This window comes from Methylobacterium sp. Leaf99 (genome assembly GCF_001422375.1).
Classification (GTDB): Bacteria; Pseudomonadota; Alphaproteobacteria; order Rhizobiales; family Beijerinckiaceae; genus Methylobacterium.
Genome location: NZ_LMMU01000013.1, coordinates 1 through 23835, shown reverse-complemented (window position 1 = coordinate 23835; position 23835 = coordinate 1). Strand labels below are relative to the sequence as shown.

Genomic DNA, 23835 nt, shown 5'->3' with positions numbered 1-23835 from the left:
CCTTCTCCCGCAGGGGGGAGAAGGAAGCGTCGCCCTCTCAGTGCCCGTCGAATTCCATCAGGGTCCGCACCGGGACATCCAATTCCCGCAGCTTCTGCGCGCCGCCGATCTCCGGCAGGTCGATGACGAAGCACGCCGCCACCACCTCGGCGCCGATCTGGCGGAGCAGGTTCACCGCCGCGCAGGCCGTGCCACCCGTGGCGATGAGGTCGTCGACCAGCAGAACCCGGTCGCCCGGCTTGATGGCATCGACGTGGATTTCCATCTCGTCGGTTCCGTATTCGAGCGCGTAGGCGATCGATACGGTCTTGTGGGGCAGCTTGCCCTTCTTGCGGATCGGCACGAAGCCCGACGAGAGCTGGTGCGCCACGGCGCCGCCGAGGATGAAGCCGCGCGCCTCGATGCCGGCGACCTGATCGATCCGTCCACCCGCGAACGGATGCACCAGGGCATCCACCGCCCGCCGGAAGGCGCGCGGGTCGCTGAGCAGGGTGGTGATGTCGCGAAACACGATGCCGGGCTTCGGGTAGTCGGGAATCGAGCGGATCGAATCCTTCAGCGCGATGTGGCGACGGGAATCCATGGCGGTGGCCTTCGTCGGGTTCGGATGAGGGGAGTGGGTGGATCAGGCGTTGGCGCGGCGCAGGAGCTTCACGAGCTCGCCGTGCAGGTTCTCGTTGCCGGCCGCCACGGAGCGGGCGGCGAGGGGCTCGGCACCGCCATCGGCGCTGGAGACGAAGCCGCCGGCCTCGCGCACCATGATGATGCCGGCCGCGATGTCCCAGGTCTGGAGGTCGCGTTCCCAGTACAGGTCGGAGCGGCCGCAGGCGACGTAGGCGAGGTCCAGGGCCGCCGATCCGAAGCGGCGGATGCCGCCCGTCACCGCCATCACGGCCGCGACCTCGCGCAGGAGCTTGGGATGGTCGCCGCGCCCGAGATAGGGCGAGCCGTAAGCCACGAGGGCATCGGCCATCTCGTCGCGGCCCGACACGCGCAGGCGGCGGTTGTTGAGATAGGCGCCCTTGCCGCGCTCGGCCACGAACAGCTCGTCCTTGGCCGGATCGTAGATCACGCCGGCGACGATCTGGCCCTCGCGCTCGAGGCCGACGGAAATCGCGAAGTGCGGGATGCCGTGGAGGAAGTTGGTGGTGCCGTCCAGCGGATCGACGTGCCAAGTGTGGCTCTTGTCGGCGCCCTCGACGATGCCGGACTCCTCCAGCACCAGTCCGTAGCCGGGCCGCGCCTTCATCAGGGCGTCGCGCAGCACCTCTTCGGCCTTGCGGTCGGCGGCCGAGACGAAGTTGCCCGGACCTTTGCGGGAGACCTGGAGGTTCTCGATCTCGCCGTAGTCGCGCTTGAGGCCGCGGGCGGCCTTGCGGACGGCATCGACCATGACGGTCATGAGGGGTGAGCTGATCATCGCTTGAAGGGTCCGGGTCGATTCAAAGAACGTCGGAGACGACAGTGTGTGGGGCCATAGCACGTTTGGCGCCGGCCTCATCCCCGGGGGAGCACGGGTCCGACCTTCGCCGGTCGCCTACTTCACGTTGGCCCGCTCGGAGGCCATCTGCTCGGCGCGGGTGCGTTCCTCGGGGGAGAGACCCGTCAGGGTCTGGTCGAGCCAGGCATCCGAGAGTCCCTGCGCCGCGGCGGCGAGATTCCAGGCCGCCGCCTCTACGGGGTTCTTCAGCAGGCCCCGCCCGGCGGCGTAGAGGCGGGCGACGCGGTTCTGCGCGATGGCGTTGCCGCGCGAGGCCGCGTGGAGGAAGTAGCGCGCGGCGCGGCCCTCGTCCTTGGCGATGCCGGTCCCGTTGAACAGCAGGATGGCGAACTCGACTTCACCGGCGAGGTCGCCGTTGTCGGCCGCCCGGCGGAACAGCTCAGCGGCCCGAGCCGGGTCCTTCGCCACGCCGCGTCCCTGGAGGTAGAGCACGCCGAGGTCGTGCTGGGCCGCGCCGATCTCGCCGCTGGCGGCCTTCTGGAACAGGGTGGCGGCCCTGGCCTGATCGGCCTCGGTCCCGGAACCCAGCAGGATCAGCGCGAGATTGTAGGAGGCGGTGGCGTCGCCCTTGTCGGAGGCCTGTTCGAGCCAGCGCCGACCGGCTTTGAGGTCCTTCGCGCCGCCGCGCCCATCAATGGACATGAGGCCCAGGGACGCCATCGCATGGACATCGCCCTGCGCCGCCGCGAGACGGTACCACTCCGCGGCCTTCACCGGGTCCTGCCTGATGCCGAGGCCCTGGTTGTAGAGCTCGCCGAGGAGCGTCATCGCCGCCGCGTCCTTGGCGTTGGCGGAAAGCCGCTTCGTCGCCTCGCGAAAGGCGGTGGTGTACTGGCCGCGCTGATAGGCACCGAACGCGACGTCGGTTTCCTTGTTGGTGGTCGGAGGGTTCGTCCCCATCACTCCGGGGGTGTAGGGGGTCGGCAACTCCTTGAGGGGCGCGGTGAACACCTCTTTCGTCGCCGTCTTCGGCAGGGGCGCCTGGCCGTCGGCCGCCGGGGCGATGGCCGTCGCCGGCCGGGGCGGATCCACCGGGGCAGCGTCCGTGACCGAGGTGCCGGCGAGGGAGAGGAGTCCCGCGATCAGACGGCGCGCACCCCTCACGAAGCCGTCTCCGCCGCCGTGATCATGGCCTGGATCGACGCCAAGTCGGCGCCGTCGCCCATCCACAGGGCGCTTTCGAGGCCCAGGAACTCCGCGCCCGTCGCCACGAGGGCGGCGACCTCGCTCCGGTCGTGGGCCACGGCGATGCAAGGCGTCTCGAAGATCTCCGTCCACCACGTCGCCCGGTCGAGGACCGTGGCGGCCTCCGGCGCGATCCCGTCGGCGTAGAGCCCGCCGAACATGACGTAGTCGACACCGGCCTCGCCGGCTTCCATGGCCGCATGCTTCTGCTCATGGCCGCCGGCCCCGAGGATGCGGCCGTCGTCGAGGCGCCCGCGCAGCTCGGCGAGGGCCCCGTCCCTGGGCTTGTCGAGATGGACGCCGTCGGCTCCGCCCCGGGCCGAGACGCTGACGAGGTCGCCCGCGAACCCGGTGCAGGCCACCACCAATGCGGCCCCGGTGCCCTGCGCGGCCGGGGCCAGGCGCTTGACGAGGTTGACAAGGCTGCGCTCGTCGGCCGGCGCGAGGCGCAGGATCACGGCGGCGACGTCACCCGCCGCGCACGCCGCGGCGAGGGCCGTCGCCAAGGCGTCGGCGTCCCCGGCCTCGACCCGGTGCGGGGTGAGCAGGGCGAGTCGGGTGCGCGCGTTGGACATGGGGTTCCTTGCGAAAGACCCGGGCGCTCAGCGCGCCGCGCCGATCTTCGGATCGAGGGAGCCGTTGGCATAGCGCTTGGCCATGCTGGCTACCGAGACCGGGCGAATCTTCGAGCCCTGGCCGGCGGTGCCGAACTCCTCGAAGCGCTGGCGACAGAGCTTGGTCATCGCTTCCATGGCGGGCTTGAGGTACTTGCGCGGATCGAACTCGGCCTTGTTCTCGGCCAGGATCTTCCGGATCTGCCCGGTCATCGCCATGCGGTTGTCGGTATCGATGTTGATCTTGCGCACACCGTGCTTGATGCCGCGCTGGATCTCCTCCACCGGCACGCCCCAGGTCGGCTTCATCTGCCCGCCATACTGGTTGATGATGTCCTGGAGATCCTGCGGCACCGACGAGGAGCCGTGCATCACGAGGTGGGTCGTGGGCAGGCGGCGGTGGATCTCCTCGATGACGTTCATGGCGAGCACCTCGCCATCGGGCTTCCGGGTGAACTTGTAGGCGCCGTGGCTCGTGCCCATGGCGACGGCCAGCGCATCGACCTTGGTGGCCTCGACGAACTTCACCGCCTCGTCGGGGTCGGTCAGGAGCTGGTCGTGGGAGAGCACGCCCTCGGCGCCGTGGCCGTCCTCGGCCTCGCCCTCGCCGCTCTCCAGGGAGCCGAGTACGCCGAGCTCGCCCTCCACCGAGACGCCGGCCCAATGGGCCATCTTGGTGACGTTGCGGGTGATCTCGACGTTGTAGGCGTAGTCGGCCGGGGTCTTGCCGTCGGCCTTGAGGGACCCGTCCATCATCACCGAGGTGAAGCCGTACTGGATCGCCGTGGCGCAGGTGGCCTCGTCGCTGCCGTGGTCGAGGTGCATGCAGACGGGGATGTGGGGGTAGACCTCCACGAGGCCGTCGATGAGCTTGGCGAGGACGATGTCATTGGCGTAGGCGCGCGCGCCCTTGCTCGCCTGGAGGATCACCGGCGAATCGGTGGCGTCGGCCGCTGCCATGATGGCGAGCCCCTGCTCCATATTGTTCAGGTTGAACGCCGGGACGCCGTACTCGTGCTCTGCGGCGTGATCGAGGAGCTGCCTCAGGGTGATGCGGGCCATGGGTTTCTCCTCGATTTCAACCGCCGCCGGGGCAGGTCACGCAAACGCGCCGGGTTGGCGCAGTCCTTCGAAAGTCGTCCGTCTTCTCAAGCCAGAACGAACCGACTGCAACTGCGATCCGCATCGGGCGTCCGCGTCGCGGCCGTTCCCCTGGGATAACGGCTGTCAGGCCGGGTCCGATCGCCGAAAGCCGAGCCTCGCCTCCCGCCTCAGACCTTGGCGCGCAGGGCCTCGACGCCGGGCAGTGCCTTGCCTTCGAGCCATTCGAGGAAGGCGCCGCCGGCGGTGGAGACGTACGAGAACGTCTCGCCGACGCCCGCATGGTTGAGGGCCGCGACGGTGTCGCCGCCGCCGGCCACGGAGACCAGCTGTCCGGCCGTCGTCCGCTCCGCCGCGTGCTGCGCCGCCGCCACGGTGGCGGCATCGAAGGGCGTGAGCTCGAAGGCGCCGAGCGGTCCGTTCCACACCAGGGTCGCGGCCGTGTCGATGGCCGCGTTGATCTCGGCCACGGTGGCGGGGCCGGCATCGAGGATCATGCCGGTCTCGGGCACGGACTCGACGGAGACGGTCTCGTGGGCCGCGTTGGCCTTGAACTCGGACGCCACGACGGCATCCACCGGCAGGATGATCCGGCACTTGGCGGCCTTCGCGGCCTCGACGATGCGAAGGGCCGTCTCGGCCAGGTCCTTCTCGCAGAGGGACTTTCCGACGCCGAACCCCTGCGCGTGCAGGAAGGTGTTGGCCATGCCGCCGCCGATGACGAGCATGTCGACTTTGGCGACGAGATTCTGGAGCAGGTCGATCTTGGACGAGACCTTGGCGCCACCCACCAGGGCGATGACCGGGCGCGTCGGCACCTCGAGGCCCTTGGTCAAGGCGTCGAGTTCCGCCTGCATCAGGCGTCCGGCATAGGCCGGAAGCACGTGGGCGAGGCCCTCCGTCGAGGCGTGCGCCCGGTGCGCGGCCGAGAACGCCTCGTTGACGTAGAGATCGCCGTTGGCCGCGAGTTCGGCGGTGAAGGCCGGGTCGTTCTTTTCCTCGCCGACATGGAAGCGGGTGTTCTCGAGGAGGAGCACGTCGCCGTCCTTGAGGGCGGCCACGGCGACGGCGGCGGCGGGACCGACGCAATCCTCGGCGAAGGCCACCGGGCGGCCGAGATGCTCGGCGATGGTGGCGACGACGGGCTGCAGGGATTCGCTCGCCACCGGCTTGCCCTTGGGCCGGCCGAAATGCGCCAGCAGCACCACGCGTCCACCCTTGCCGACGATCTCGCGGATCGTCGGGACGATGCGCGCGATGCGGGTCGCGTCGGTGACGCGGCCGGCTTCCATGGGCACGTTGACGTCCACGCGCAGGAGCACGCGCCTGCCGTTGAGGGCACCGGCATCGTCGAGGGTACGGAAAGCGGTCATCGGGGCCTGGGCGTCTCGGGGCAGGTCTGGCGGATCAGCGCTGCGGGATCAGCGCGTCGAGGTGGAAGCGCTGGGCGGCGATGGTGAGCGCCACCGTCAGCACGGCGGTGATGATCGCCGTGAGCACCAGGGCGCCGGAGCCAGGCAGGCCACGGGTGCGGTCGGCGATGGCGCGGACTTCGCTGCGCAGGGCCGCCAGGTCGGTCTGGCGCGCGGCCTCGTTCATGCGGGACGCGGCGCTCTCGATCTTCTCCTCGACGCGGGAGAGCAGGGCCTCGGAGCGGGCGTACTTGTCCTCGATGCGCGCGCACTTGTCCTCGATGCGGGCGAGCTGATCGCCGCCCGGAGCCGAGGCCTGCGCGGGCAGGGACCCGGCCTTGCCGACGACCACGGGCGCGGCCGCCTGCGCCGGAACCGGCGGGTTTGCCGGCTCCGGCGCCGCGGGCGTGCCTGGAATGAAGTCGCGTCCGGTGGGGGAGGTCTCTGTCATCTCAGGCACACCAGTGTCTTCGTGGAGAGTGGATGTCCGTCAGGCGGGACGGATCAGAGCAGCTTGCCCATGGCGACGGCGGTATCAGCCATGCGGTTCGAGAAGCCCCACTCGTTGTCGTACCAGGCGAGGATGCGGACGAACGTGCCGTCCATCACCTTGGTCTGGTCGAGGTGGAAGGTGGACGAGTGCGGGTCGTGGTTGAAATCGATGGAGACGTTGGGCTGGTCCGTGTAGGCGAGCACGCCCTTGAGCGGCCCGTCGGCAGCCGCCCGGATGGCGCCGTTGATCTCGTCCACGCTGGTGGCGCGCTTGGCGGTGAACACGAGGTCCACGGCCGAGACGTTGGGGGTCGGCACGCGGATCGAGGTGCCGTCGAGCTTGCCCTTCAGCTCCGGCAGCACGAGGCCCACGGCCTTGGCCGCACCCGTGGAGGTCGGGATCATCGACAAGGCCGCGGCACGGGCCCGGTAGAGGTCCTTGTGCATCTGGTCGAGGGACGGCTGGTCGTTGGTGTAGGAATGGATCGTGGTCATGAAGCCGCGCTCGATCCCGATGAGATCGTTGAGCACCTTGGCGACCGGCACGAGGCAGTTCGTGGTGCACGAGGCGTTGGAGATTACGAGGTGTTCGGCGGTGAGCGCCTGGTGGTTGATGCCGTAGACCACGGTGAGGTCGGCGCCGTCGGCCGGTGCCGAGACGATCACGCGCTTGGCGCCGGCGTCGAGGTGGGCCTTGGCCTTGTCCTTCGAGGTGAAGATGCCGGTGCATTCCAGGGCGATGTCGACGCCAAGTTCGCGGTGCGGCAGCTCGGCCGGGTTGCGCACGGCCGTGACCCGGATGCGGCTTCCGTCGACGACGATGAACTCGCCGTCCACCTCGACCTTGGCGTTGAAGCGGCCATGGATCGAATCGAAGCGCAGGAGGTGGGCGTTGGTCTCGACGGGGCCGAGATCGTTGATGGCCACCACCTCGATGTCCTTGCGGCCGGACTCGTGGATGGCGCGCAGGATGTTGCGGCCGATACGTCCGAACCCGTTGATGGCTACCTTCACCGACACGGCGTGAACCCTTCCGTTAAACGGGGGCCGCCCCTGCGGCACCCTCCAGCATGGAGATCGAAGCGGTGAGCCTCGATTGATCGCCCGCTCTGTCCCGATCCAGATTGAACGCGCGATGAATTGCGGTCGCCATCCGGCCATTCGGGATCGTCCGGGGACCGGTCGATACGCGCGAGGGCCTGGATGGGGCCTGAATGCGTCACGGAATGCTGTATCCGGTTTGGCGAGCGGCCGGTCTCTAGCATGCGGGACTGAGCCGGGCAAAGGTCGCGCCGCACGGACATCCCGTCTCCGCACAGGCGTTCCGCCCGGTTTGTCACCGGTTTCGAACGGGCCGGCGCCTGGGCTCGGCAACGCACGTCATGGTATCGAGACGGGTCCGCGCCGGCACGGACCCATTGGGGGAGACGCTTTTCGTGAGTGAGGCCATCGACGACGCCCTGTCGCGGCTCGACACGGCCCTGACGCGCCTCGAGGCAGCGGTCGGGCAGCGTTTCGAAGCCGAGCGCGATCCGAGCGACCTCGAGACGGAACTCGCCATCATGGGCGAGGACCGGGCGCGTCTGGCCGCCGAACTCGATGCCGCCAGTGCCCGCCTCGCGGCGGTGGAGGCGGCCTCCGACGATGTCGGCCGCCGCCTCGGCCGGGCCATCGCCGCCGTCGAGGGCGTGCTCGCCCCCTCCACGCCGTTGCGCTAGCCCCATAGCCCGATGCCCCAGATCAACGTCACCATCGACGGCAAGAACTACCGGATGGCCTGCGCGGAAGGCGAGGAGCCGCACCTCACCGCCCTCGCCACGGAACTCGCCGGACGGATCGCGGAACTTCGGACGTCCTTCGGCGAGATCGGCGACATGCGCCTTCATGTCATGGCCGCCCTGCTCCAGGCCGACGAACTCGACGAGACCCGGCGCCGGCTGTCCGCCCTGGAGACCGAGACCGCAACCCTGCGCGAACGGGTCGATGCGGCCGATGCGACCCGCGCTGCGGAGGAATCCCGTCTCGCCGCGGGCCTCGGCCGCTGCGCCGAGCGGATCGAGCGGCTGACGAAGACGCTTTCTTCTGGCTAGCGACGAAGCCCCTCTGGCGCGGGCCATGAGCCGACGCTACATACGTCTGGCGGGGCTGCCGCGTTCGTCAGGAGAACTTTCCCCGGGGCCTTATCGACTCCCCAGGGAGCTGTCCCTGGCCCTGTCCCTGGACTCGGCCAACACGGCGCCCACCTACACTGTAGGTTTCCCGGGATCGACACTCCAACGGCTCATGTGGCTCCGCACTCGCACTCCACCGCTTCCCTGAAAGCGTCCCTCCGCCAAGCCGCCCTCGGGCGGCGCGATGCCCTCGATCCCGAGGCGCGACGGGCGGGTGCGCTCGCCATCGCCGAGGCGGTGATGGATATCGCGGCCCTCGCCGAGGCGCCCGTCGTCGGTGCCTTCTGGCCGATCCGCAGCGAGGTCGATCCCCGGCCCCTCATCGAGGGCCTGTTCGCCCGCGGCCAGCGCGTGGCCCTGCCGAAGGTGACGCCGGGCGGCCTCGTGTTCCGTGAGTGGCGTGCGGGCGAGGCTCTGGTGCGCGGCGGTTTCGGCCTGAGCGAGCCCGACGACACCCTGCCGCCCCTCGACCCCACCGCCCTCATCGTGCCGCTTGCCGCCTACGATGCGCGCGGCCACCGCATCGGCTACGGACGCGGCTACTACGATCAGGCCATCGCGCGTCTCTCGCAGAACAGGCCGGTGCTGACCATCGGTGTCGCCTTCTCGGTCCAAGCCGTGGCCGAGGTCCCGGCCGAGGCCCACGACCAGCCCCTCGACCATCTCATCACCGAAGCGGGCCCGGTCCCGCTGACACGAGCCTGACGAACCCGCGATGCGTCTTCTCTTCCTCGGCGACGTGGTCGGCCGGCCCGGCCGCCACGTGATCACGGACCGTCTGCCGAAACTCCGGGAGCGCTGGCGCCTCGATTGCGTCGTCATCAACGGCGAGAACGCCGCCGGGGGCTTCGGCATCACGGAAGCCATCTGCGACGAACTCCTGCAGGCCGGCGCCGATGCCGTGACTCTCGGCAACCACTCCTTCGACCAGCGCGAGGCCCTGGTCTTCATCGCCCGGCAGTCGCGACTCGTGCGCCCGGCGAACTACCCGCCCGGCACGCCGGGACGCGGCGCCACCGTGGTCGAGACGGCCAAGGGCGCCCGCGTCCTCGTCCTCAACGTCATGGGGCGCATCTACATGGATGCCCTCGACGACCCGTTCGCGGCGGCGGAGCGCGAATTGACGGCGTGTCCCCTCGGCGAGGTCGCCGATGCCGTCATCGTCGACGTCCATGCCGAGGCGACGAGCGAGAAGCAGGCCTTCGGCTACTTCCTCGACGGCCGTGCCAGCCTCGTGGTCGGCACCCACACCCACACGCCGACGGCCGATCACCGCATCCTGCCCGGCGGCACCGCGTATCTCTCCGATGCCGGCATGTGCGGCGACTACGATTCGATCCTCGGCATGCAGAAGGACGAGCCCCTGCGCCGCTTCCTCCAGAAGACGCCCGGCGCCCGCCTCGAAGCCGCCCACGGCGAGGGGACCCTGTGCGGGATCGCCGTCGAGACCGACGACCGCACCGGACTCGCCACCGGGGTCTGGCCCGTGCGCCTCGGGCCGCAGCTGGAGGAAACCTGGCCGCGCGGGTGGGATTAGCCCCGCTTCCGCGGCGATGAGCGCGGAGGCGGCTTGATCGAGGGCGAGGCTGCGGCCAATGTGCGGCCAAGTTCGCCCCGGTGACCGCTCGGTGGAGCGGGTCGTTCAGCCCTTGCGTCGAGAGTGTCCGAGCCGATGGCGATCCCTCCCGCGACCATGACGCTCGCCCGGCCCGGCATCTACCTCGTGCGGATGCTGGTGTTCCTCATCCTCGTTGGCTTCCTCGCCTTCGTGCTGTTCCGGCAGATCACCCCGGCCTTCCTCGCCAATCCGGGCCTGAACGGCCTGATCCTCGGCGTGCTCCTCATTGCCGTCCTGCTCGCCTTCGGGCAGGTGTTCCGGCTCTATCGGGAAGTCGGCTACGTCAACGCCGTGGCGGCCGGCGAGACGCCCGCGAAAACGCCGTCCCTGATGGCGCCCCTGGCCCCGGCCCTCGCCGCCCGGCGGGAGGGAATCACGCTTCCGGGCACCCGCGCCTTCCTCGACACCGTGGCGGCCCGCCTCGATGAGGGCCGCGAAATCCTGCGCTACGTCGCCGGCCTCCTCATCCTCCTCGGCCTCCTCGGCACGTTCTGGGGCCTCATCGATACGCTGAGCGCCGTCGGCTCGGTCATCAAGACCATGCGCGGCGGCGGCGAAGCGGCGGCGATGTTCGACGAACTCAAGAACGGGCTGGCCGTGCCGCTTTCGGGCATCGGTCTGGCTTTCTCCGCCTCCCTGTTCGGCCTCGCCAGTTCGCTGGTCACCGGCTTCCTCGACCTTCAGGCCGGGCAGGCCCATGCCCGCTTCCACAACGAACTCGAGGACTGGCTCATGTCCGGCGAGACCGTCGCGGCGGCCCCGGCGAGGGTCCAGGAGCCGGCCTCCGCCCGCGACTTGCAGGAGGCCGTGGACCGCCTCACCGCCGTGGTGGCCGAAGGCGCCAACGGCCGGGTCGCGACGCAGGCGATGACCAACCTCGCGGAGGGCATTCAGGGGCTCGTCCAGCACATGAGGGCGGAGCAGCAGATGATCCGCGACTGGGTCGAGGCCCAGGCCAAGCGCGAGGGCGAACTGAAGCAGGTGCTCGACCGCCTCGGGCGCGAGCGCACCTGAGATGGCCTCGCTCCGCGCCCGGCGCGACCGCTCCCTCAACGTCTGGCCGGGCTACGTCGACGCCCTCGCCACCCTGTTGCTGGCCGTCGTGTTCCTGCTGACCATCTTCGTCGTCGGTCAGTTCTTCCTGTCGCAGGAGATCACCGGCCGCGATTCGGTGCTGACCCGTCTCAACCGCCAGATCGCCGACCTCACGGACCTCCTTGCCCTGGAGCGCTCGACCCGCAAGGCGCAGGAGGCCACCGCCTCGTCCCTGCGCAACACCCTGCTCGGCGCCGAGGCCGAGCGCGACCGCTTCCGACTTCAGGCCGAATCGGGTCAGGGCGCCACCGCCAAGCAGGGCGAGATCGACCGCCAGCTCGCCGCCGAGCGGGCGGGCTCGGCCCGCGCCGCCACCCAGATCGACCTCCTGAACGAGCAAATCGCAGCCATGCGCCGCCAACTCGCCGCCCTGGAGGACGCCCTGGCGGCGTCCGAGAATCGCGACAAGGAGAGCCAGGCCCGCATTGCCGATCTCGGCAGCCGCCTCAACGTGGCCCTCGCCCAGAAGGTACAGGAGCTCGCCCGCTACCGCTCGGACTTCTTCGGCCGCCTGCGCCAGATCCTCGGCACGCGCACGGATATCCGCGTAGTCGGCGACCGCTTTGTCCTGCAATCCGAGGTGCTGTTCCCGGCGGGCTCCGCCAGCCTGAAACCGGAGGCCGGGCCGGAGCTCGACCGCATCGCCGGTGCCATCCTCGACCTGTCGCGGCAGATCCCCGCCGACATTCCGTGGGTGCTGCGGGTCGACGGACACACGGATGCCCGGCCCATCGCCAGCGCTCAGTTCCCGTCGAACTGGTCCCTTTCGGCGGCCCGCGCCATCGCGGTGGTGCAGGCGATGGCGGCCAAGGGCGTCCCGCCCCAGCACCTTCTCGCGGGCGCCTTCGGCGAGTTCCAGCCCCTCGATTCGGGAACGACCGAGGAGGCCTACGGCCGCAACCGCCGGATCGAGATGAAACTCACGGAACGGTAGATTTCCGGGCTCACCCGGCCATCACGTCCGGATAGGCGAAGAGCCCGGGGACGCCGCCGGTCATGACGAACAGCACCGAGGCACCCGCCGGGTACCGCCCGGCGCGCACGTCGTGGAGCAGGCCCGCGAACGCCTTGCCGCTGTAGACCGGATCGAGGAGCAACCCCTCCGTCCGGGCCAGGAGCCGCACGGCCTCCAGCATGCCGGCGGTGGGGATGCCGTAACCGGGCCCGCGATGCGCACCGTCGATGACGATATCGTCGGCCGTCAGCGATGTGCCGGGGGCGAGGAGCGCCAGGGTCGCGTTGGCCTTGTCCAGGGTGATCGCCCCAGCCTGCGCTCCGGTTTCCAGCACCGCGTAGGACCTAGCGAGGCGCGGGTCGCGTCCGCTCGCGAGCAGGCCCGCCGCGAGGCCCGCATGGGTGCCGCAGCTGCCGTTGGGGACCACGATCCGCGCCAGATCGAGGCCCATGGAATCGGCTTGAGCGAGAATCTCGCCGGCGCAGGCCGCGTAACCGAGACAGCCGACGGGGCTCGAGCCGCCCGAGGGGAAGACGTAGACGCGCCGTCCCGCTGCGCGCAGTTCGTCGGCGCGCGTCTCGGCCTGGGCGAGGGAATCGGCTCCGGCGGCAAGCTCGTGCACCGTTGCGCCGAATACGTCGTCGAGGAGACGGTTGCCGTTGCGGGCATAGGCCGGGTCGTCGCGCGGCACGCTGCGGGTGAGGAAGAGTTCGCAGGCAAAGCCCGACCGCGCCGCCGCGGCCGCGGTCAGGCGCGCGTGGTTCGACTGGATCGCCCCCACGGTGATCACCGTATCGGCGCCCTCGGCACGGGCCGCCCCGAGGAGGTATTCGAGCTTGCGCAGCTTGTTGCCGCCGAGGCCGAACCGCGCGAGGTCGTCGCGCTTCACGAGCAGCCGCACCCCGTTGAGGCCGTCGCCGAGATGGCGGGCGAGGCCGTCCAGGGGGTCGATGGGGCTCGGCAGGTCGAGGAGCGGCAGGCGGGGAAACCGCGACAGATCCATGGCGGGTCCTACTCGGCCGGCAGGGCTTCGCGGCGCGGCTCGCGGCTGCGCGCGGTGTCCTCGAAGGCGTCGGTGAACTGGAGGGCGGCGAGCTGGGCGTAGAGGGCGCCGCGCGCCAGGAGGGTCTCGTGCGTCCCCGATTCGACGATCTTCCCGCCGTCGAGGACGAGAATGCGGTCGGCGGCCCGGATGGTGGCGAGGCGGTGGGCGATGACGAGGGTGGTGCGTCCGCGCATGAGGGTGTCCAACGCGGTCTGCACGGCGCGCTCGCTCTCGGCGTCGAGGGCCGAGGTCGCCTCGTCGAGGAGGAGGATCGGCGCATCCTTGAGGATGGCGCGGGCGATGGCGACGCGCTGGCGCTGGCCGCCCGACAGGGTGACGCCGCGCTCGCCGACCGCGGTGGCGTAGCCCTGGGGCAGGGCGCGGATGAAGCCGTCGGCATGCGCAAGTTCGGCGGCGCACTGGACCTGAGCCTCCGTCGCGTCCGGCCGGCCGTAGCGGATGTTCTCGAGCACCGAGCCGGAGAACACCGTCGGGTCCTGGGGTACCAGGGACAGGCGTGTGCGCACGGCGTCCGGGTCCGCGCGGGCGATGTCGATGCCGTCGACGCGGATGGCGCCGCTCTGGGGATCGTAGAACCGCAGGAGCAGCTGCAGCACCGTGGTCTTGCCCGCGCCGGAGGGGCCGACCAGGGCGACGCGCTCGCCCGGCGCGATGGTGAAGCTGATCCCGTCGAGGGACGGGTGCTCGGGCCGAGTCGGGTAGAGGAAGCGCACGGCCTCGAACGCCACCGCGCCGCGCGGCGGCGTCGGGAGGGCGACGGGATCGGCGGGGGCCCGGATCGCCGGCTCGGCCGCCAGGATCTCGCCGAGGCGCTCGGCGGCGCCGGCGGCCTGCGCCAGTTCGCCGTAGACCTCCGAGAGCTGGCCCAGCGCGCTGGCGCCGAACACGGCGTAGAGCACGAACTGCGAGAGCTGGCCCGCCGTCATGGTGCCGGCGAGCACCCCTTGCGCGCCGTACCACATCACCCCGACGACGCTCGCCGAGATGAGGAAGATGGCGACGCCGGTGAGCAGCGCCCGGGCGCGGATCGAGTCGCGGGCGGCGCCGTAGGCGTTCTCCGAAGCCTCGGCGAAGCGGACGGCTGCGGCGCGGCCCATGCCGAAGGCCTGCATGGTGCGGATCGCGCCCACCGCCTCCGAGGCATAGGCCGAGGCATCGGCCAGCCGGTCCTGGGCCGCGCGCGAGCGCCGGCGCACGCCGCGCCCCGACAGGATCAGCGGGAACACGATGAGGGGGATCGCCACGAGTACGAGGATCGACAGCTTCGGGCTCGTGATCACCATCATGGCGATGGCCCCGGTGAACAGGAACGCGTTGCGCAGCAGGATCGAGATGCTGACGCCGAAGACGGCCTTCACCTGGGTGGCGTCGGCGGTGAGGCGCGAGATGATCTCGCCCGACAGGGACCGGTCGAAGAACGCGGGGTCGAGTTCCGTCAGGCGTCGGAACACGGCCGTGCGCAGATCCGCGACCACGCGCTCGCCCAGGGTCACCACGGTGTAGTACCGCGCGGCGCTCGACAGGGCGAGGACGGCGACGACGCCGATGAGGCCGCCGAAATAGGCGTTGATGACGCCCTGGCCCTCGGGCGAGAAGCCGTGGTCGATGACCCGGCGCAGGGCCAGGGGGACCACCAGGGTCGCCAGCGAGGCCATCAGCAGGGACAGGAACGCGGCGAGGATCCGCCCGCGATAGACGGCTGCGAACGGAACCAGGGGGCGTAGGGAGCCCAGCGGCGCCCTGGGTCGTCCCTCGGCGGGCGCCTTCTTCTTCGAGCCGCGTGCCATCATGCCTCGTCGGTGTTGGGGACGTCGTCGTGGACTTGGAATTCCACATCGGCGTGGAATTGGAATTCGACGAACACGCGATTGCCCGAGACGGCGCGCTTGTCCAGCGCCGACGCCTGGGGTATAGGCGCGCCTTCATCCGATTGCGCGTGATCTATGGCCGCGGGCCGCCAGACGAGCCGGTCGGCGTGGCTATTCAAGGATTCGTCATGGCAAAGAGTGCGGCCGACAAGGCCAAGGGTACCGAGCATCCCGACTATCACTTCATCAAGGTCGTGATGACCGATGGGTCCGACTACAGGACCCGGTCGACCTACGGCAAGGAGGGCGACACCCTCAACCTCGACATCGACCCCAACACCCACCCGGCCTGGACCGGTGGCGAGCAGAAGATGCTCGATCGCGGCGGCCGCGTCTCGCGCTTCAATTCGCGCTTCGGCGCCCTGTCCTTCGGCAAGAAGTGACATTCGTTGGCTGACCTGCCCCTCGGGCAGGGGCCGTTGTCGATGCGAACGGGCGGCGCCGCGATGGCGCCGCCCGTTCGCGTTTCGGGACGAGGTCCGGATGGGACGGGTGCGGTGCATCGCTTGACAGATGCGGCTCCCGCATGGTCCCAAGCCTCGGGGTTTCTGCCGCGTTCGCGCGGTCCGCAAGGGGTTTCGCGCGTGGGGTTTCGAGCAATGCTGCGGCGCGAAGACCGGATCGCCCGCCGGTCCGGCTTGGCCTTGGCGGCCGGTCTCCTCGCGGCGCTGGTCGCGTCGCCGGCCTCCGCACAGGGTATGGTCCGCAACACCTTCGGCGACTGGCAACTGCGCTGCGAGACGCCCGCCGGCGCCAAGGCCGAGCAATGCGCCCTGGTGCAGTACCTCGCCGCCGAGGACCGGCCCAATCTCACCCTCGTGGTCATCGTGCTGAAGACCGCCGACAACCGCGGCTATCTGCTCCGGGTGGTGGCGCCCCTCGGCGTGCTGCTGCCGTCCGGCCTCGGCCTGAAGATCGACAAGACCGATGTCGGCCGCGCCGGTTTCGTGCGCTGCCTCACCACGGGCTGCGTCGCCGAGGTGGTGATGGACGAGGGACTGATCAAGCAGTTCAACGCCGGCGCCCAGGCGACCTTCATCGTGTTCCAGACGCCGGAGGAGGGGGTCGGCATTCCCCTTTCCATGAAGGGTTTCGGCCAGGGCTTCGAGAGCCTGAAGTAGGAACTCCTCTGGGGATCTGGACAGGACGCGTGGGCCGGGATCGACCGACGCATATCGGGAACGGATCATGTCGAAGCTTGCCGGACAGGTCGCCTTGCGCCTGATGATCGCGTCTTTCCCCGCCGCTTTCGCCCTGAGCGGTGCCCGGGCGGAGGAAGGCAACGCCTTCACCAACCTGTTCAAGTACGGCGGCACCACCGTGCCTCCGTCCCAGGCCGCCCCCCTCGAAGAGGCCTATTGCCCCGCGGTTGAGGTGCCCGAGGGCGGCGCCGCCCTGCGGAATCCGCCCGGGGCGACGGCAACCGCCGCCGGTGTCCGGAGTCAGACCACCCTCGGACGCCTCGCCCGCGAATGTACCCGGCTCCAGGACGGATCGATCCGCGTGAAGGTCGGCGTCGAGGGCCATGTGCTCCTCGGTCCGGCCGGCGCGCCGGGCCGGTTCGAGGCGCCCCTGACGATCTCCCTCAAGTCGTCTGGCAAGGTCCTCGCCTCGCGCGTTCGCCGCGTCGCCGTCACCGTGTCGCCGGGTGAGGCGCAGGGCCTGTTCTCCGTCGTCGAGGACGACCTCATGGTCCCGGCCGCCATGACGGGCGACTACGACATCGAAGTGCGCCTCGGCGGCGGGGCACCCCAGCGCGCGCCGGCCAAGCGCAAGCCGCCTGCACCGGCCACAACTTCCGAGGCGCCGGTCTCCGTTCCGGCGACGGCCGAATGAGCACGTCTTCGCCGAGGCCCGGACCCTGAGCGCTCGGGACGGCGTCACGCCGCGCGGCGCGTGGGACGGGCGTGCCACGGCCTTCACCCTCGAACCCTACGACGATCCGCTGTTTTCCTGGCGCCTGCGCCTGCCGGCCGGGCCGCGCGGGTGCTGGATCGTGCTCACCTATCGCGAGCACGCGGTCGCCCGTCCGCTCCGGCCCCTGATCCGCCTCGTGCGCGGACCCCGGCGGCATGCGGAGGTCCCCCTGCCCGGTGCTGCCCTGGGGGCGGCGACGTGGTTCGGTTACCTGCCGCCCGACGGCACGGACATCCTCCTCGCCATCGACCCCCGGTCGGGCTTCGTCCTCGAAAGGGTGGGTCTGCGCACGCACGGCAGCGTCCTGGCCGAATGTCTCGTCAAGCGGCCGTTGCGGGCCGTGGCGGCCCTGTACAACGCCGCCCGGAGGGACGAGCGCCGGTTCCGGGATATCCTGCGCGGCGCCTGTGCCGTCACGCCCCGGGGACGTTACCGGGCCTGGGCGTCATCGCGCCGGCGGATCGAGGCCACGTCCGGCCCGGGGACGGGTCCGCCGATCCACCTCGTCCTCCCGGCTCGACGGGCGGATGGCGCCCGCGTCGCCGAGACCCTGCACAGCCTCGCCGCACAGATCGGGACCGGATGGACCGCGACCGTTGCCTGGCTCGACGGCCACGAGGCGGTGCCGGGCGTCGACCCGCGTGTGACCCACACGGATTGGCGGGGGAGGGGGACCCTGCGCGATCTCATCCCCGACGCGGCCATCCTGGGCGTGCTCGTGCCCGGCGAGTGTCTGCGGGCGGATGCGCTCGCGCTCCTGGCGGGCGCGTTGGCCGGCCCCGGCGCGCCTCACATGGTCTACGCCGACGAAGAGATCGCGGGCGTCCATCCGGTCCCGCGCCTGAAACCGGACTGGAGTCCCGACCTCGCCCTGGCCCAGGGCTATCCGGGCTTCACCCTCTATACCGGGGCGCTCCTGGCGCGCCTGCTCGACGTGCCCCTCGGAGATTCCGAAGCCCTCGTGGACCCCGTCGATTGCCGGATCGATCTCGGCCTGTCCGCGGCTGCCGCCGTGGAGGCCCGGCGGGTCGCCCACCTGCCGCGTGTTCTTCTCCGGGTGCCCGAGGCCGACCACACGGGGCGGTACGCCGAGCGCCTGGAGCGGCACCTGCGTGCCTTCGGCTCCCCGGCCCGCACACGCATCGAATCCGGGCTGACCGACCTGCTCTGGCCGCTGCCCGAGCCCGCCCCCCTCGTCACCGTCGTGATCCCGTCGCGGGATCGCCTCGACCTGATCCGCTCCGCCGCCGACGGGGTTCTCAACGGCACCGCCTATCCGGCCATCGAGCTCGTCATCGTTGACAACGGCTCCATCGATCCGGCCGTCCATGCCCACTACGCGCAGCTCCGCCGCGACCCGCGCGTCACGATTCTCGACTGGCCGGCGCCGTTCGATTTCTCCGCCATGACCAATGCGGGCGTCGCCCGGGCGCGCGGGCGCGTCGTGGTGCTGCTCAACAACGATGTCGCGATCCTGCGCGAGGACTGGCTCGACGTCATGGTCCGGCAGGCCTGCCGGCCGGAGGTCGGCGCCGTCGGCGCCAAACTGCTCTACGGCGACGGGACGCTCCAGCACGCCGGCGTCGTCGTGGGACTCGGCGGGCGCGCCGGGCATATCCTGCGCCGCCGCCCCGCCGACAGTCCCGGCCACCTCGGACAGATGCGGGTCGCCCACGAGGTCTCGGCCGTCACCGCCGCGTGTCTCGCCGTCGAGAAGCGCAAGTTCGACGCCGTCGGCGGCCTCGATGCCGACGCGTTTCCCATTGATTTCAACGATGTCGATCTGTGCCTTCGCCTCGATGCCGCCGGCTACAGGACCGTCTGGACGCCGCACGCCGTCGTCGCCCATCTCGAATCCACGAGCCGTGGTCCGTCCGTCGGCCCCGCCCGCGCCCGCTTCGAGGCCGAGGCGGACCGCTTCGTCGCGCGCTGGCGCGACACCATCCGGCACGATCCGTACTATCACCCGGCCCTGTCGCTCACGACCTTTGGCGAGGATCTCGAATGACCTCGCGGCCCGCGCGGGAGATTTTTCGCTGACCGACGAGCGCCGAGACGCCCTGCTGTTCATGCACCGAAGCCGCCCCGGCGTGATCGCGCGCGGACGCGCCGCCGTGGCGATCCTCGCGCGGTATCCCCGGGACGCCCTCGCCATCCTGACGGCGCGGCTCGCGGGCAAGCGCGTCCGCGCCGCGCAAGCCGGGGCGGCCCTGCTCGGCCTCGACCATCACGCCCTGCGGCTGACGGCCGACGACCACCGTGGCGCGGGCCTTCGGTGTGCGTCCGGGCCCGTCGACGGGGGTGTGGATTTCATCGTCCTCACCGCCCCCGGCCACACCCTCACGGTCGGCGCCGTGGAGACGTTCGAGCGGACCTTCGCCGCGCACCTGGACCGCCTCGTCCTCTACGGCGACGCCCTCGACGTCGCGGGAGACGGGATCGTCCCGCTCCTGCGCCCGGCCTTCGATCCCGACTACCTGCGGGCGGTGGACTACATCGGGCCCGTCGTCGCCGTGCGCCGCGCGGCCCTGGAGGCCGTGGGCGGCGCCGCCGATCTCGATCCCGGAGCCCCGGCCCTCGACGCGGTGCTCCGCCTCGCGGCCCGTTCCGGCAACGCCGCCATCGGCCATCTGCCGACCGTTCTATCCATCGGTCGGAACGGCGGGGATCGTTCCGCACCGGGCCGGACGGACCGGTCCGCCGCCCCCCGGAACGGGTCCGCCGGGCGGCGCACCGACGCCATGGTCCGGTCCGCCACCCGCCGGGCAGGGGAGGGGGGGCGGCAGTCCCGCGCCGCCCGTCTGAGGATCGTGTGCCGGGACATGGAACGGGCAGGGCCATCCACGGCCGGCATCGCCATGGGCCTCGACGGCGTCATCACCGTGGAGCGCCCACTGCCGGACCCGGCGCCGTGCGTCAGCCTCATCGTCCCGACCCGCGACCGCCTCGACCTCCTGCGGCCCTGCCTTGACAGCCTGATCCGGGGCACCGACTGGCCGCACCGGGAGATCCTGATCTGCGACAACGACAGTCGCGACCCTGAAACCCTGGCCTATCTCGGCGACCTGTCGGCACGGGGCGTCGCACGGGTCGTGCCGTGTCCCGGCCCGTTCGATTTCGCCGCCATGAACAACCGGGCCGCGGCGCAGGCGAGGGGACGGGTCCTCGCCTTCGTCAACAACGACGTGACCGCCACCGATCCGGGCTGGCTCGGCCGGATGGTGCGCGAAGCCCTGCGCCCTGGGATCGGCGCCGTCGGTGCCCGCCTCGTCGACGGGCGCGGCCGCATCCAGCACGGCGGCGTGATCCTCGGTCCGGGGGGCCTCGTCACCCACGCGCACCGGTTCTTCGCCGGGGACGCGCCGGGCTATCTCTCGAGCCTGCGCGCCACCCGCGCGGTCTCGGCGGTGACGGCGGCCTGCCTCGTGATCGAGGCGGAGAAATTCGCCGCCATCGGAGGGTTCGACGCCGCCGCCTTCGCCGTCGATTTCAACGATGTCGACCTGTGCCTGCGCCTCAACCAAGCCGGGTACCGCACCCTCTACGTCGGCGGCGCGGTCCTGACCCACGACGAAGCGGCGAGCCGGCGCTGGACACCGGCGGCGCGGGCGCGCCACGACCGCGAGGTCGCAGCCTTCAAAAAGCGATGGGGGCCGCTGCTGGCGCAGGACCCCCATTATCACCCCGGATTCGATCCCGATCTCGGGACCTACGCGCGCCTGCGGCCCGGCTGGCCGGAGGCCGGCCCGGTCGAACCGCGCTGACCTTACTGGACGAGGCGCGGGCCGCCCGTCTGCACCTTCTCGTTCTCGGACATGATGCCGAGGCGCTTGGCGACTTCCGTGTAGGCCTCAATCAGGCCGCCGAGATCCTTGCGGAAGCGGTCCTTGTCGAGCTTGTCCGACGACTTGATGTCCCACAGGCGGCACGAATCCGGGGAGATCTCGTCGGCGACGACGATGCGCATCATGTCGCCTTCCCACAGGCGGCCGGTCTCGATCTTGAAGTCGACGAGGCGGATGCCGACGCCGAGGAAGAGGCCCGACAGGAAGTCGTTGACCCGGATGGCCAGGGCCATGATGTCGTCGATCTCCTGGGGCGTCGCCCAGCCGAAGGCCGTGATGTGCTCTTCCGACACCATCGGATCGTTGAGCGCGTCGTTCTTGTAGTAGAACTCGATGATCGAGCGCGGCAGCTGCGTGCCTTCCTCGAGGCCGAGCCGCGTCGCCAGGGACCCGGCGGCGACGTTGCGCACCACCACTTCGAGGGGGATGATCTCGACTTCGCGGATCAACTGCTCGCGCATGTTGAGGCGGCGGATGAAGTGCGTCGGCACGCCGATGTCGTTCAGGTGCTGAAAGACGAACTCGGAAATCCGGTTGTTCAGCACGCCCTTGCCGTCGATGACGTCGTGCTTCTGCGCGTTGAAGGCGGTGGCATCATCCTTGAAATGCTGGATGAGCGTTCCCGGCTCCGGACCCTCGTAGAGGACCTTCGCCTTGCCCTCGTAGATGCGACGGCGGCGGTTCATAGGCGTGTACCGTGGTTTGAGGAAGTCCAAGGGCCGTGGCTCCTTCGGGTGAGAGACGATGCGGAATCCGCGGCGTGGCGGCCGTTGGGGCGGCCGGGCCGTGAAGACGCATCGTTCGCCGAAAGCCTCCGCGACCGTGGCGCAAACTACCCGAAGCGCGCAGGCAGCACAACGCGTTGGCCGGATGGGTGCCATCCGCGCGCGCGAGGGCCGGACCCGGGTTTCGGGCACCACGGTGAACGGATCGTGCCGCCCCTCGCGACGCCATGATCGTCGGGCGGCGACGGTCTCCCCAGGCGACGGTCTCGCTAACCGGCGACGGTCTTCGCGGGATAACGGCACAGATCCGCGATGGGGCAGATCGGGCAGTCGGGCTTGCGCGCCTTGCAGATGTAGCGTCCGAACAGGATCAGCCAGTGGTGGGCGTTGAGCCGGTAGGGCTCCGGCACGATGGCCTCCAGGCCGGCCTGGACCTTGTCCGTCGTCGGGGCGACCACGAGGGGAATCCGGTTGGAGACCCGGAAGATGTGGGTGTCGACGGCGATGGTCGGGACCCCGAAGGCGACGTTGAGGACGACGCTCGCGGTCTTGGTGCCGACGCCGGGCAGGACTTCGAGGTCGCCCCGGGAAGCCGGCACCCGCCCGCCGTGCCGTTCCACCAGGATGCGCGACAGCGCGATGACGTTCTTCGCCTTGGTGTTGAACAGCCCGATGGTGCGGATGAAGCTTCGGACCCGGTCTTCCCCCAGCGCCAGCATCTTTTCCGGCGTGTCGGCCACGGTGAAGAGCGGGGCGGTCGCGAGGTTGACGCCCTTGTCGGTGGCCTGGGCCGACAGGACCACGGCGACGAGGAGGGTGTAGGCGTTGCAATAGACCAGCTCGGCCTTCGGCTCGGGATCGGCCGCGCGCAACCGCGAAAAAATCGTGTCGAGGATCTCGGGCCCGACCGCCGGTGCGACGATCGGGTCGGCCGCTGGGGCGACAATTCGCGGTTTCTTCGGCGCGGTCGGCTGTCGGGTACGCATCCGGGCGTTATATGGCCCGCATGGCGAGCGGCAACATCCCGATGCATCCGGACGGCCTCGATCCCGACAGCTTCGACCGTCCGGTCTTCCGGGCGACGATCCGGCCGAACCAGTCCTTGAGCCCGCACGGGTTCCGCACCGTGATGATCGCGTGCGGCGCGGTCTCCCTCGTCACCTCCGTCGCCTGCATCAGGGCCGGGTTCTGGCCCGTGGCCGGGTTCTTCGGCCTCGACATGCTCGCCCTCTACCTCGCCCTGAAGGCGAGCTTCCGCCGGGGCCGCTCGTTCGAGGAGGTGATGATCACGCCCCTCGTGGTGATGCTGGCCCGGGTGACGCACCGGGGGGAGCGGCGCGAGTGGCGGTTCAATCCCCTGTGGACGAAGCTCACCAAGGTCGAGGACGAGGAGTACGGCCTTCAGACCCTGACCCTGGTGTCGCGCCGCGAGTACGTCGTGGTGGCGCGCGACGCCTCGCCCGTCGATCGCGAGGAGATCGCCCAGGAACTCGCCCGGGCGCTCGCCCACGTGAAGAGGGGATTTTGAGCATGCGCGGTGGTGCGGTGATCGTCACGCTCGCCTGTGCCCTGTGGGCCAATGCGGCTTCGGCCCAGGTCACCGTCCGCTTCGTCGAGCCCGAGCGCTACACCGATGCGGAGAATCGTCTCGGATCGGGCCTGAGCCTGCGGGCCACCCTCGGGGAGATCCGCCGGATCATCGAAGGGTTCGGCCGCGACCTGCCGCCGGGCCGGAGCCTTGCCATCGACGTACTCGATGTCTATCTCGCCGGGTTCGAGCGGCCCGGCGCCAACATTCCCTTCGGCCTGCGCGTCGTCAGCGACGTCACCCCGCCGCGGTTTCGCCTGCGCTACGTCCTGACCGAGGGCCGTCGTCGCATCGCCGCGGCCGAGGAGGTGGTGACCGACATTAACTTCCTGCTGCGGGCGTCGCGCCTGTCCAGCGGCGCCTTCGAGCACGAGCGCGATCTGCTGCGGGATTGGTTCCGGCGCCGCATCGTCGAGGGGCGTCCCCCCGCCGGCTGACGCGACGGGCACCATGGGTCCTGAGCGAAAGGCCGTCTGCGTGTGTTTTCAGGGGCTTGGGAGGCGCTGTCACCCGAGCGTCGCAAAAAATACGGTCCGGCGTCATTTGGCCGTTGACGGCCCGGCCGGGTGTCCCTAAAAGCCTGTTCATCGGCGGCGGCGAGCGGGACTTACGGGTCTCGGGGCGGCGGCCGGTACATCTCGGAGACGATTTATCGGATGGATGATCCGGCCTTGGCTGGATG

Annotated in this window: 26 protein-coding genes and 1 other RNA gene; 14 read left to right on the top strand and 13 right to left on the bottom strand. The window is 70.4% G+C overall.

Annotation, left to right across the window (positions count from 1 at the left end; translation table 11 throughout):
• Window positions 1–37 precede the first annotated feature (37 nt).
• From ASF28_RS20470 to gap, 8 genes are all read right to left on the bottom strand, one after another.
• Window positions 38–583 (bottom strand): adenine phosphoribosyltransferase, encoded by a 546-nt coding sequence (locus ASF28_RS20470; protein WP_056097169.1) that lies wholly within the window; start codon window positions 581–583, stop codon window positions 38–40.
• Between the two features lie 42 nt (window positions 584–625).
• Window positions 626–1420 carry an inositol monophosphatase family protein gene (locus ASF28_RS20465; protein WP_056097167.1) on the bottom strand — a complete coding sequence of 265 codons (795 nt, stop codon included), beginning with the start codon at window positions 1418–1420 and terminating at the stop codon, window positions 626–628.
• 117 nt (window positions 1421–1537) lie between these two features.
• Window positions 1538–2605: a tetratricopeptide repeat protein gene (locus ASF28_RS20460; protein ID WP_443189759.1), complete on the bottom strand. Its 1068-nt coding sequence runs from the start codon at window positions 2603–2605 to the stop codon at window positions 1538–1540.
• Window positions 2602–3261: a thiamine phosphate synthase gene (locus ASF28_RS20455; RefSeq protein ID WP_056097165.1), complete on the bottom strand. Its 660-nt coding sequence runs from the start codon at window positions 3259–3261 to the stop codon at window positions 2602–2604. Before ASF28_RS20455 ends, ASF28_RS20460 begins: the two co-directional genes overlap by 4 nt.
• A gap of 27 nt (window positions 3262–3288) precedes the next feature.
• Entirely contained in the window at window positions 3289–4362 is a 1074-nt protein-coding gene (gene fba, locus ASF28_RS20450; RefSeq protein ID WP_056097164.1) for a class II fructose-bisphosphate aldolase, read from the bottom strand.
• A gap of 209 nt (window positions 4363–4571) precedes the next feature.
• The gene (locus ASF28_RS20445) at window positions 4572–5774 is read right to left on the bottom strand and encodes a phosphoglycerate kinase (RefSeq protein ID WP_056097162.1); all 1203 of its coding nucleotides are present in this window, start codon (window positions 5772–5774) and stop codon (window positions 4572–4574) included.
• Window positions 5775–5808: 34 nt separating this feature from the next.
• The gene (locus ASF28_RS20440; protein ID WP_056097160.1) at window positions 5809–6264 is read right to left on the bottom strand and encodes a hypothetical protein; all 456 of its coding nucleotides are present in this window, start codon (window positions 6262–6264) and stop codon (window positions 5809–5811) included.
• A 53-nt stretch (window positions 6265–6317) separates the two neighbouring features.
• The gene (gap, locus tag ASF28_RS20435) at window positions 6318–7325 is read right to left on the bottom strand and encodes a type I glyceraldehyde-3-phosphate dehydrogenase (RefSeq protein ID WP_056097158.1); all 1008 of its coding nucleotides are present in this window, start codon (window positions 7323–7325) and stop codon (window positions 6318–6320) included.
• A gap of 416 nt (window positions 7326–7741) precedes the next feature.
• On the opposite strand from gap, the gene ASF28_RS20430 reads away from it, so the two are divergent.
• The 7 genes from ASF28_RS20430 to ASF28_RS20405 all read left to right on the top strand — a co-directional run bounded on the left by ASF28_RS20430 (window position 7742) and on the right by ASF28_RS20405 (window position 12123).
• Window positions 7742–8023 carry a DUF4164 domain-containing protein gene (locus tag ASF28_RS20430; RefSeq protein ID WP_056097284.1) on the top strand — a complete coding sequence of 94 codons (282 nt, stop codon included), beginning with the start codon at window positions 7742–7744 and terminating at the stop codon, window positions 8021–8023.
• 12 nt (window positions 8024–8035) lie between these two features.
• A complete protein-coding gene (locus ASF28_RS20425; protein ID WP_056097156.1) occupies window positions 8036–8395 on the top strand; it encodes a cell division protein ZapA in 360 nt (119 codons plus the stop codon).
• Window positions 8396–8444: 49 nt separating this feature from the next.
• Window positions 8445–8601: non-coding RNA, 6S RNA (ssrS, locus tag ASF28_RS22095), on the top strand.
• Window positions 8591–9181 carry a 5-formyltetrahydrofolate cyclo-ligase gene (locus tag ASF28_RS20420; protein ID WP_056097154.1) on the top strand — a complete coding sequence of 197 codons (591 nt, stop codon included), beginning with the start codon at window positions 8591–8593 and terminating at the stop codon, window positions 9179–9181. Before ssrS ends, ASF28_RS20420 begins: the two co-directional genes overlap by 11 nt.
• Window positions 9182–9191: 10 nt before the next feature.
• Window positions 9192–10013 (top strand): TIGR00282 family metallophosphoesterase, encoded by an 822-nt coding sequence (locus ASF28_RS20415; protein WP_056097153.1) that lies wholly within the window; start codon window positions 9192–9194, stop codon window positions 10011–10013.
• 135 nt (window positions 10014–10148) lie between these two features.
• Window positions 10149–11108, top strand: a complete 960-nt coding sequence (locus ASF28_RS20410; protein WP_056097151.1) for a MotA/TolQ/ExbB proton channel family protein — start codon at window positions 10149–10151, stop codon at window positions 11106–11108.
• 1 nt (window position 11109) lies between these two features.
• Entirely contained in the window at window positions 11110–12123 is a 1014-nt protein-coding gene (locus tag ASF28_RS20405; protein ID WP_056097149.1) for a peptidoglycan -binding protein, read from the top strand.
• A gap of 10 nt (window positions 12124–12133) precedes the next feature.
• On the opposite strand, the gene ASF28_RS20400 is transcribed toward ASF28_RS20405, so the two are convergent.
• From ASF28_RS20400 to ASF28_RS20390, 3 genes are read right to left on the bottom strand one after another with little or no spacing between them, the layout of a single operon-like run.
• On the bottom strand, window positions 12134–13147 hold the full coding sequence (locus ASF28_RS20400; RefSeq protein WP_056097148.1) for a D-cysteine desulfhydrase family protein: 1014 nt from the start codon (window positions 13145–13147) through the stop codon (window positions 12134–12136).
• An 8-nt stretch (window positions 13148–13155) separates the two neighbouring features.
• Window positions 13156–14997: an ABC transporter transmembrane domain-containing protein gene (locus ASF28_RS20395; RefSeq protein ID WP_056097146.1), complete on the bottom strand. Its 1842-nt coding sequence runs from the start codon at window positions 14995–14997 to the stop codon at window positions 13156–13158.
• Complete coding sequence (locus ASF28_RS20390; RefSeq protein ID WP_056097144.1) at window positions 14997–15197, bottom strand: hypothetical protein; 201 nt, start codon at window positions 15195–15197, stop codon at window positions 14997–14999. Before ASF28_RS20390 ends, ASF28_RS20395 begins: the two co-directional genes overlap by 1 nt.
• Before the next feature lie 9 nt (window positions 15198–15206).
• On the opposite strand from ASF28_RS20390, the gene rpmE reads away from it, so the two are divergent.
• From rpmE to ASF28_RS20365, 5 genes are all read left to right on the top strand, one after another.
• Window positions 15207–15461, top strand: coding sequence for a 50S ribosomal protein L31 (gene rpmE, locus ASF28_RS20385; RefSeq protein WP_056097143.1), 255 nt, complete (start codon window positions 15207–15209; stop codon window positions 15459–15461).
• A 216-nt stretch (window positions 15462–15677) separates the two neighbouring features.
• On the top strand, window positions 15678–16199 hold the full coding sequence (locus ASF28_RS20380) for an invasion associated locus B family protein (protein WP_244475099.1): 522 nt from the start codon (window positions 15678–15680) through the stop codon (window positions 16197–16199).
• A gap of 67 nt (window positions 16200–16266) precedes the next feature.
• On the top strand, window positions 16267–16914 hold the full coding sequence (locus ASF28_RS20375; protein WP_056097141.1) for a hypothetical protein: 648 nt from the start codon (window positions 16267–16269) through the stop codon (window positions 16912–16914).
• Between the two features lie 160 nt (window positions 16915–17074).
• A complete protein-coding gene (locus tag ASF28_RS20370; RefSeq protein WP_244475098.1) occupies window positions 17075–19003 on the top strand; it encodes a glycosyltransferase in 1929 nt (642 codons plus the stop codon).
• A gap of 82 nt (window positions 19004–19085) precedes the next feature.
• Window positions 19086–20759, top strand: a complete 1674-nt coding sequence (locus ASF28_RS20365; RefSeq protein WP_443189758.1) for a glycosyltransferase family 2 protein — start codon at window positions 19086–19088, stop codon at window positions 20757–20759.
• A gap of 2 nt (window positions 20760–20761) precedes the next feature.
• On the opposite strand, the gene purC is transcribed toward ASF28_RS20365, so the two are convergent.
• Both purC and nth read right to left on the bottom strand, forming a co-directional pair.
• Window positions 20762–21556: a phosphoribosylaminoimidazolesuccinocarboxamide synthase gene (gene purC / locus ASF28_RS20360; protein WP_055955211.1), complete on the bottom strand. Its 795-nt coding sequence runs from the start codon at window positions 21554–21556 to the stop codon at window positions 20762–20764.
• A 278-nt stretch (window positions 21557–21834) separates the two neighbouring features.
• Window positions 21835–22551 (bottom strand): endonuclease III, encoded by a 717-nt coding sequence (nth, locus tag ASF28_RS20355; protein ID WP_082476704.1) that lies wholly within the window; start codon window positions 22549–22551, stop codon window positions 21835–21837.
• 20 nt (window positions 22552–22571) lie between these two features.
• Here nth and ASF28_RS20350 point away from each other — a divergent pair, with 20 nt between their 5' ends.
• The gene (locus ASF28_RS20350; RefSeq protein ID WP_056097277.1) at window positions 22572–23093 is read left to right on the top strand and encodes a DUF2244 domain-containing protein; all 522 of its coding nucleotides are present in this window, start codon (window positions 22572–22574) and stop codon (window positions 23091–23093) included.
• 2 nt (window positions 23094–23095) lie between these two features.
• On the top strand, window positions 23096–23590 hold the full coding sequence (locus ASF28_RS20345; RefSeq protein WP_056097136.1) for a DUF3016 domain-containing protein: 495 nt from the start codon (window positions 23096–23098) through the stop codon (window positions 23588–23590).
• The last annotated feature ends 245 nt before the right edge of the window (window positions 23591–23835 follow it).

Bases quoted from the DNA above. Each gene is read 5' to 3' on its own strand.
- ASF28_RS20425 (WP_056097156.1), top strand. From the start codon at position 8,036: ATGCCCCAGATCAACGTCACCATCGACGGCAAGAACTACCGGATGGCC.
- rpmE (WP_056097143.1), top strand. From the start codon at position 15,207: ATGGCAAAGAGTGCGGCCGACAAGGCCAAGGGTACCGAGCATCCCGAC.
- ASF28_RS20415 (WP_056097153.1), top strand. From the start codon at position 9,192: ATGCGTCTTCTCTTCCTCGGCGACGTGGTCGGCCGGCCCGGCCGCCAC.
- ASF28_RS20345 (WP_056097136.1), top strand. From the start codon at position 23,096: ATGCGCGGTGGTGCGGTGATCGTCACGCTCGCCTGTGCCCTGTGGGCC.
- ASF28_RS20445 (WP_056097162.1), bottom strand. From the start codon at position 5,774: ATGACCGCTTTCCGTACCCTCGACGATGCCGGTGCCCTCAACGGCAGG.
- ASF28_RS20350 (WP_056097277.1), top strand. From the start codon at position 22,572: ATGGCGAGCGGCAACATCCCGATGCATCCGGACGGCCTCGATCCCGAC.
- ASF28_RS20470 (WP_056097169.1), bottom strand. From the start codon at position 583: ATGGATTCCCGTCGCCACATCGCGCTGAAGGATTCGATCCGCTCGATT.
- ASF28_RS20410 (WP_056097151.1), top strand. From the start codon at position 10,149: ATGGCGATCCCTCCCGCGACCATGACGCTCGCCCGGCCCGGCATCTAC.
- ASF28_RS20400 (WP_056097148.1), bottom strand. From the start codon at position 13,147: ATGGATCTGTCGCGGTTTCCCCGCCTGCCGCTCCTCGACCTGCCGAGC.
- ASF28_RS20380 (WP_244475099.1), top strand. From the start codon at position 15,678: ATGCTGCGGCGCGAAGACCGGATCGCCCGCCGGTCCGGCTTGGCCTTG.
- ASF28_RS20395 (WP_056097146.1), bottom strand. From the start codon at position 14,997: ATGGCACGCGGCTCGAAGAAGAAGGCGCCCGCCGAGGGACGACCCAGG.
- ASF28_RS20465 (WP_056097167.1), bottom strand. From the start codon at position 1,420: ATGATCAGCTCACCCCTCATGACCGTCATGGTCGATGCCGTCCGCAAG.
- ASF28_RS20455 (WP_056097165.1), bottom strand. From the start codon at position 3,261: ATGTCCAACGCGCGCACCCGACTCGCCCTGCTCACCCCGCACCGGGTC.
- nth (WP_082476704.1), bottom strand. From the start codon at position 22,551: ATGCGTACCCGACAGCCGACCGCGCCGAAGAAACCGCGAATTGTCGCC.
- ASF28_RS20405 (WP_056097149.1), top strand. From the start codon at position 11,110: ATGGCCTCGCTCCGCGCCCGGCGCGACCGCTCCCTCAACGTCTGGCCG.
- fba (WP_056097164.1), bottom strand. From the start codon at position 4,362: ATGGCCCGCATCACCCTGAGGCAGCTCCTCGATCACGCCGCAGAGCAC.
- ASF28_RS20375 (WP_056097141.1), top strand. From the start codon at position 16,267: ATGTCGAAGCTTGCCGGACAGGTCGCCTTGCGCCTGATGATCGCGTCT.
- ASF28_RS20440 (WP_056097160.1), bottom strand. From the start codon at position 6,264: ATGACAGAGACCTCCCCCACCGGACGCGACTTCATTCCAGGCACGCCC.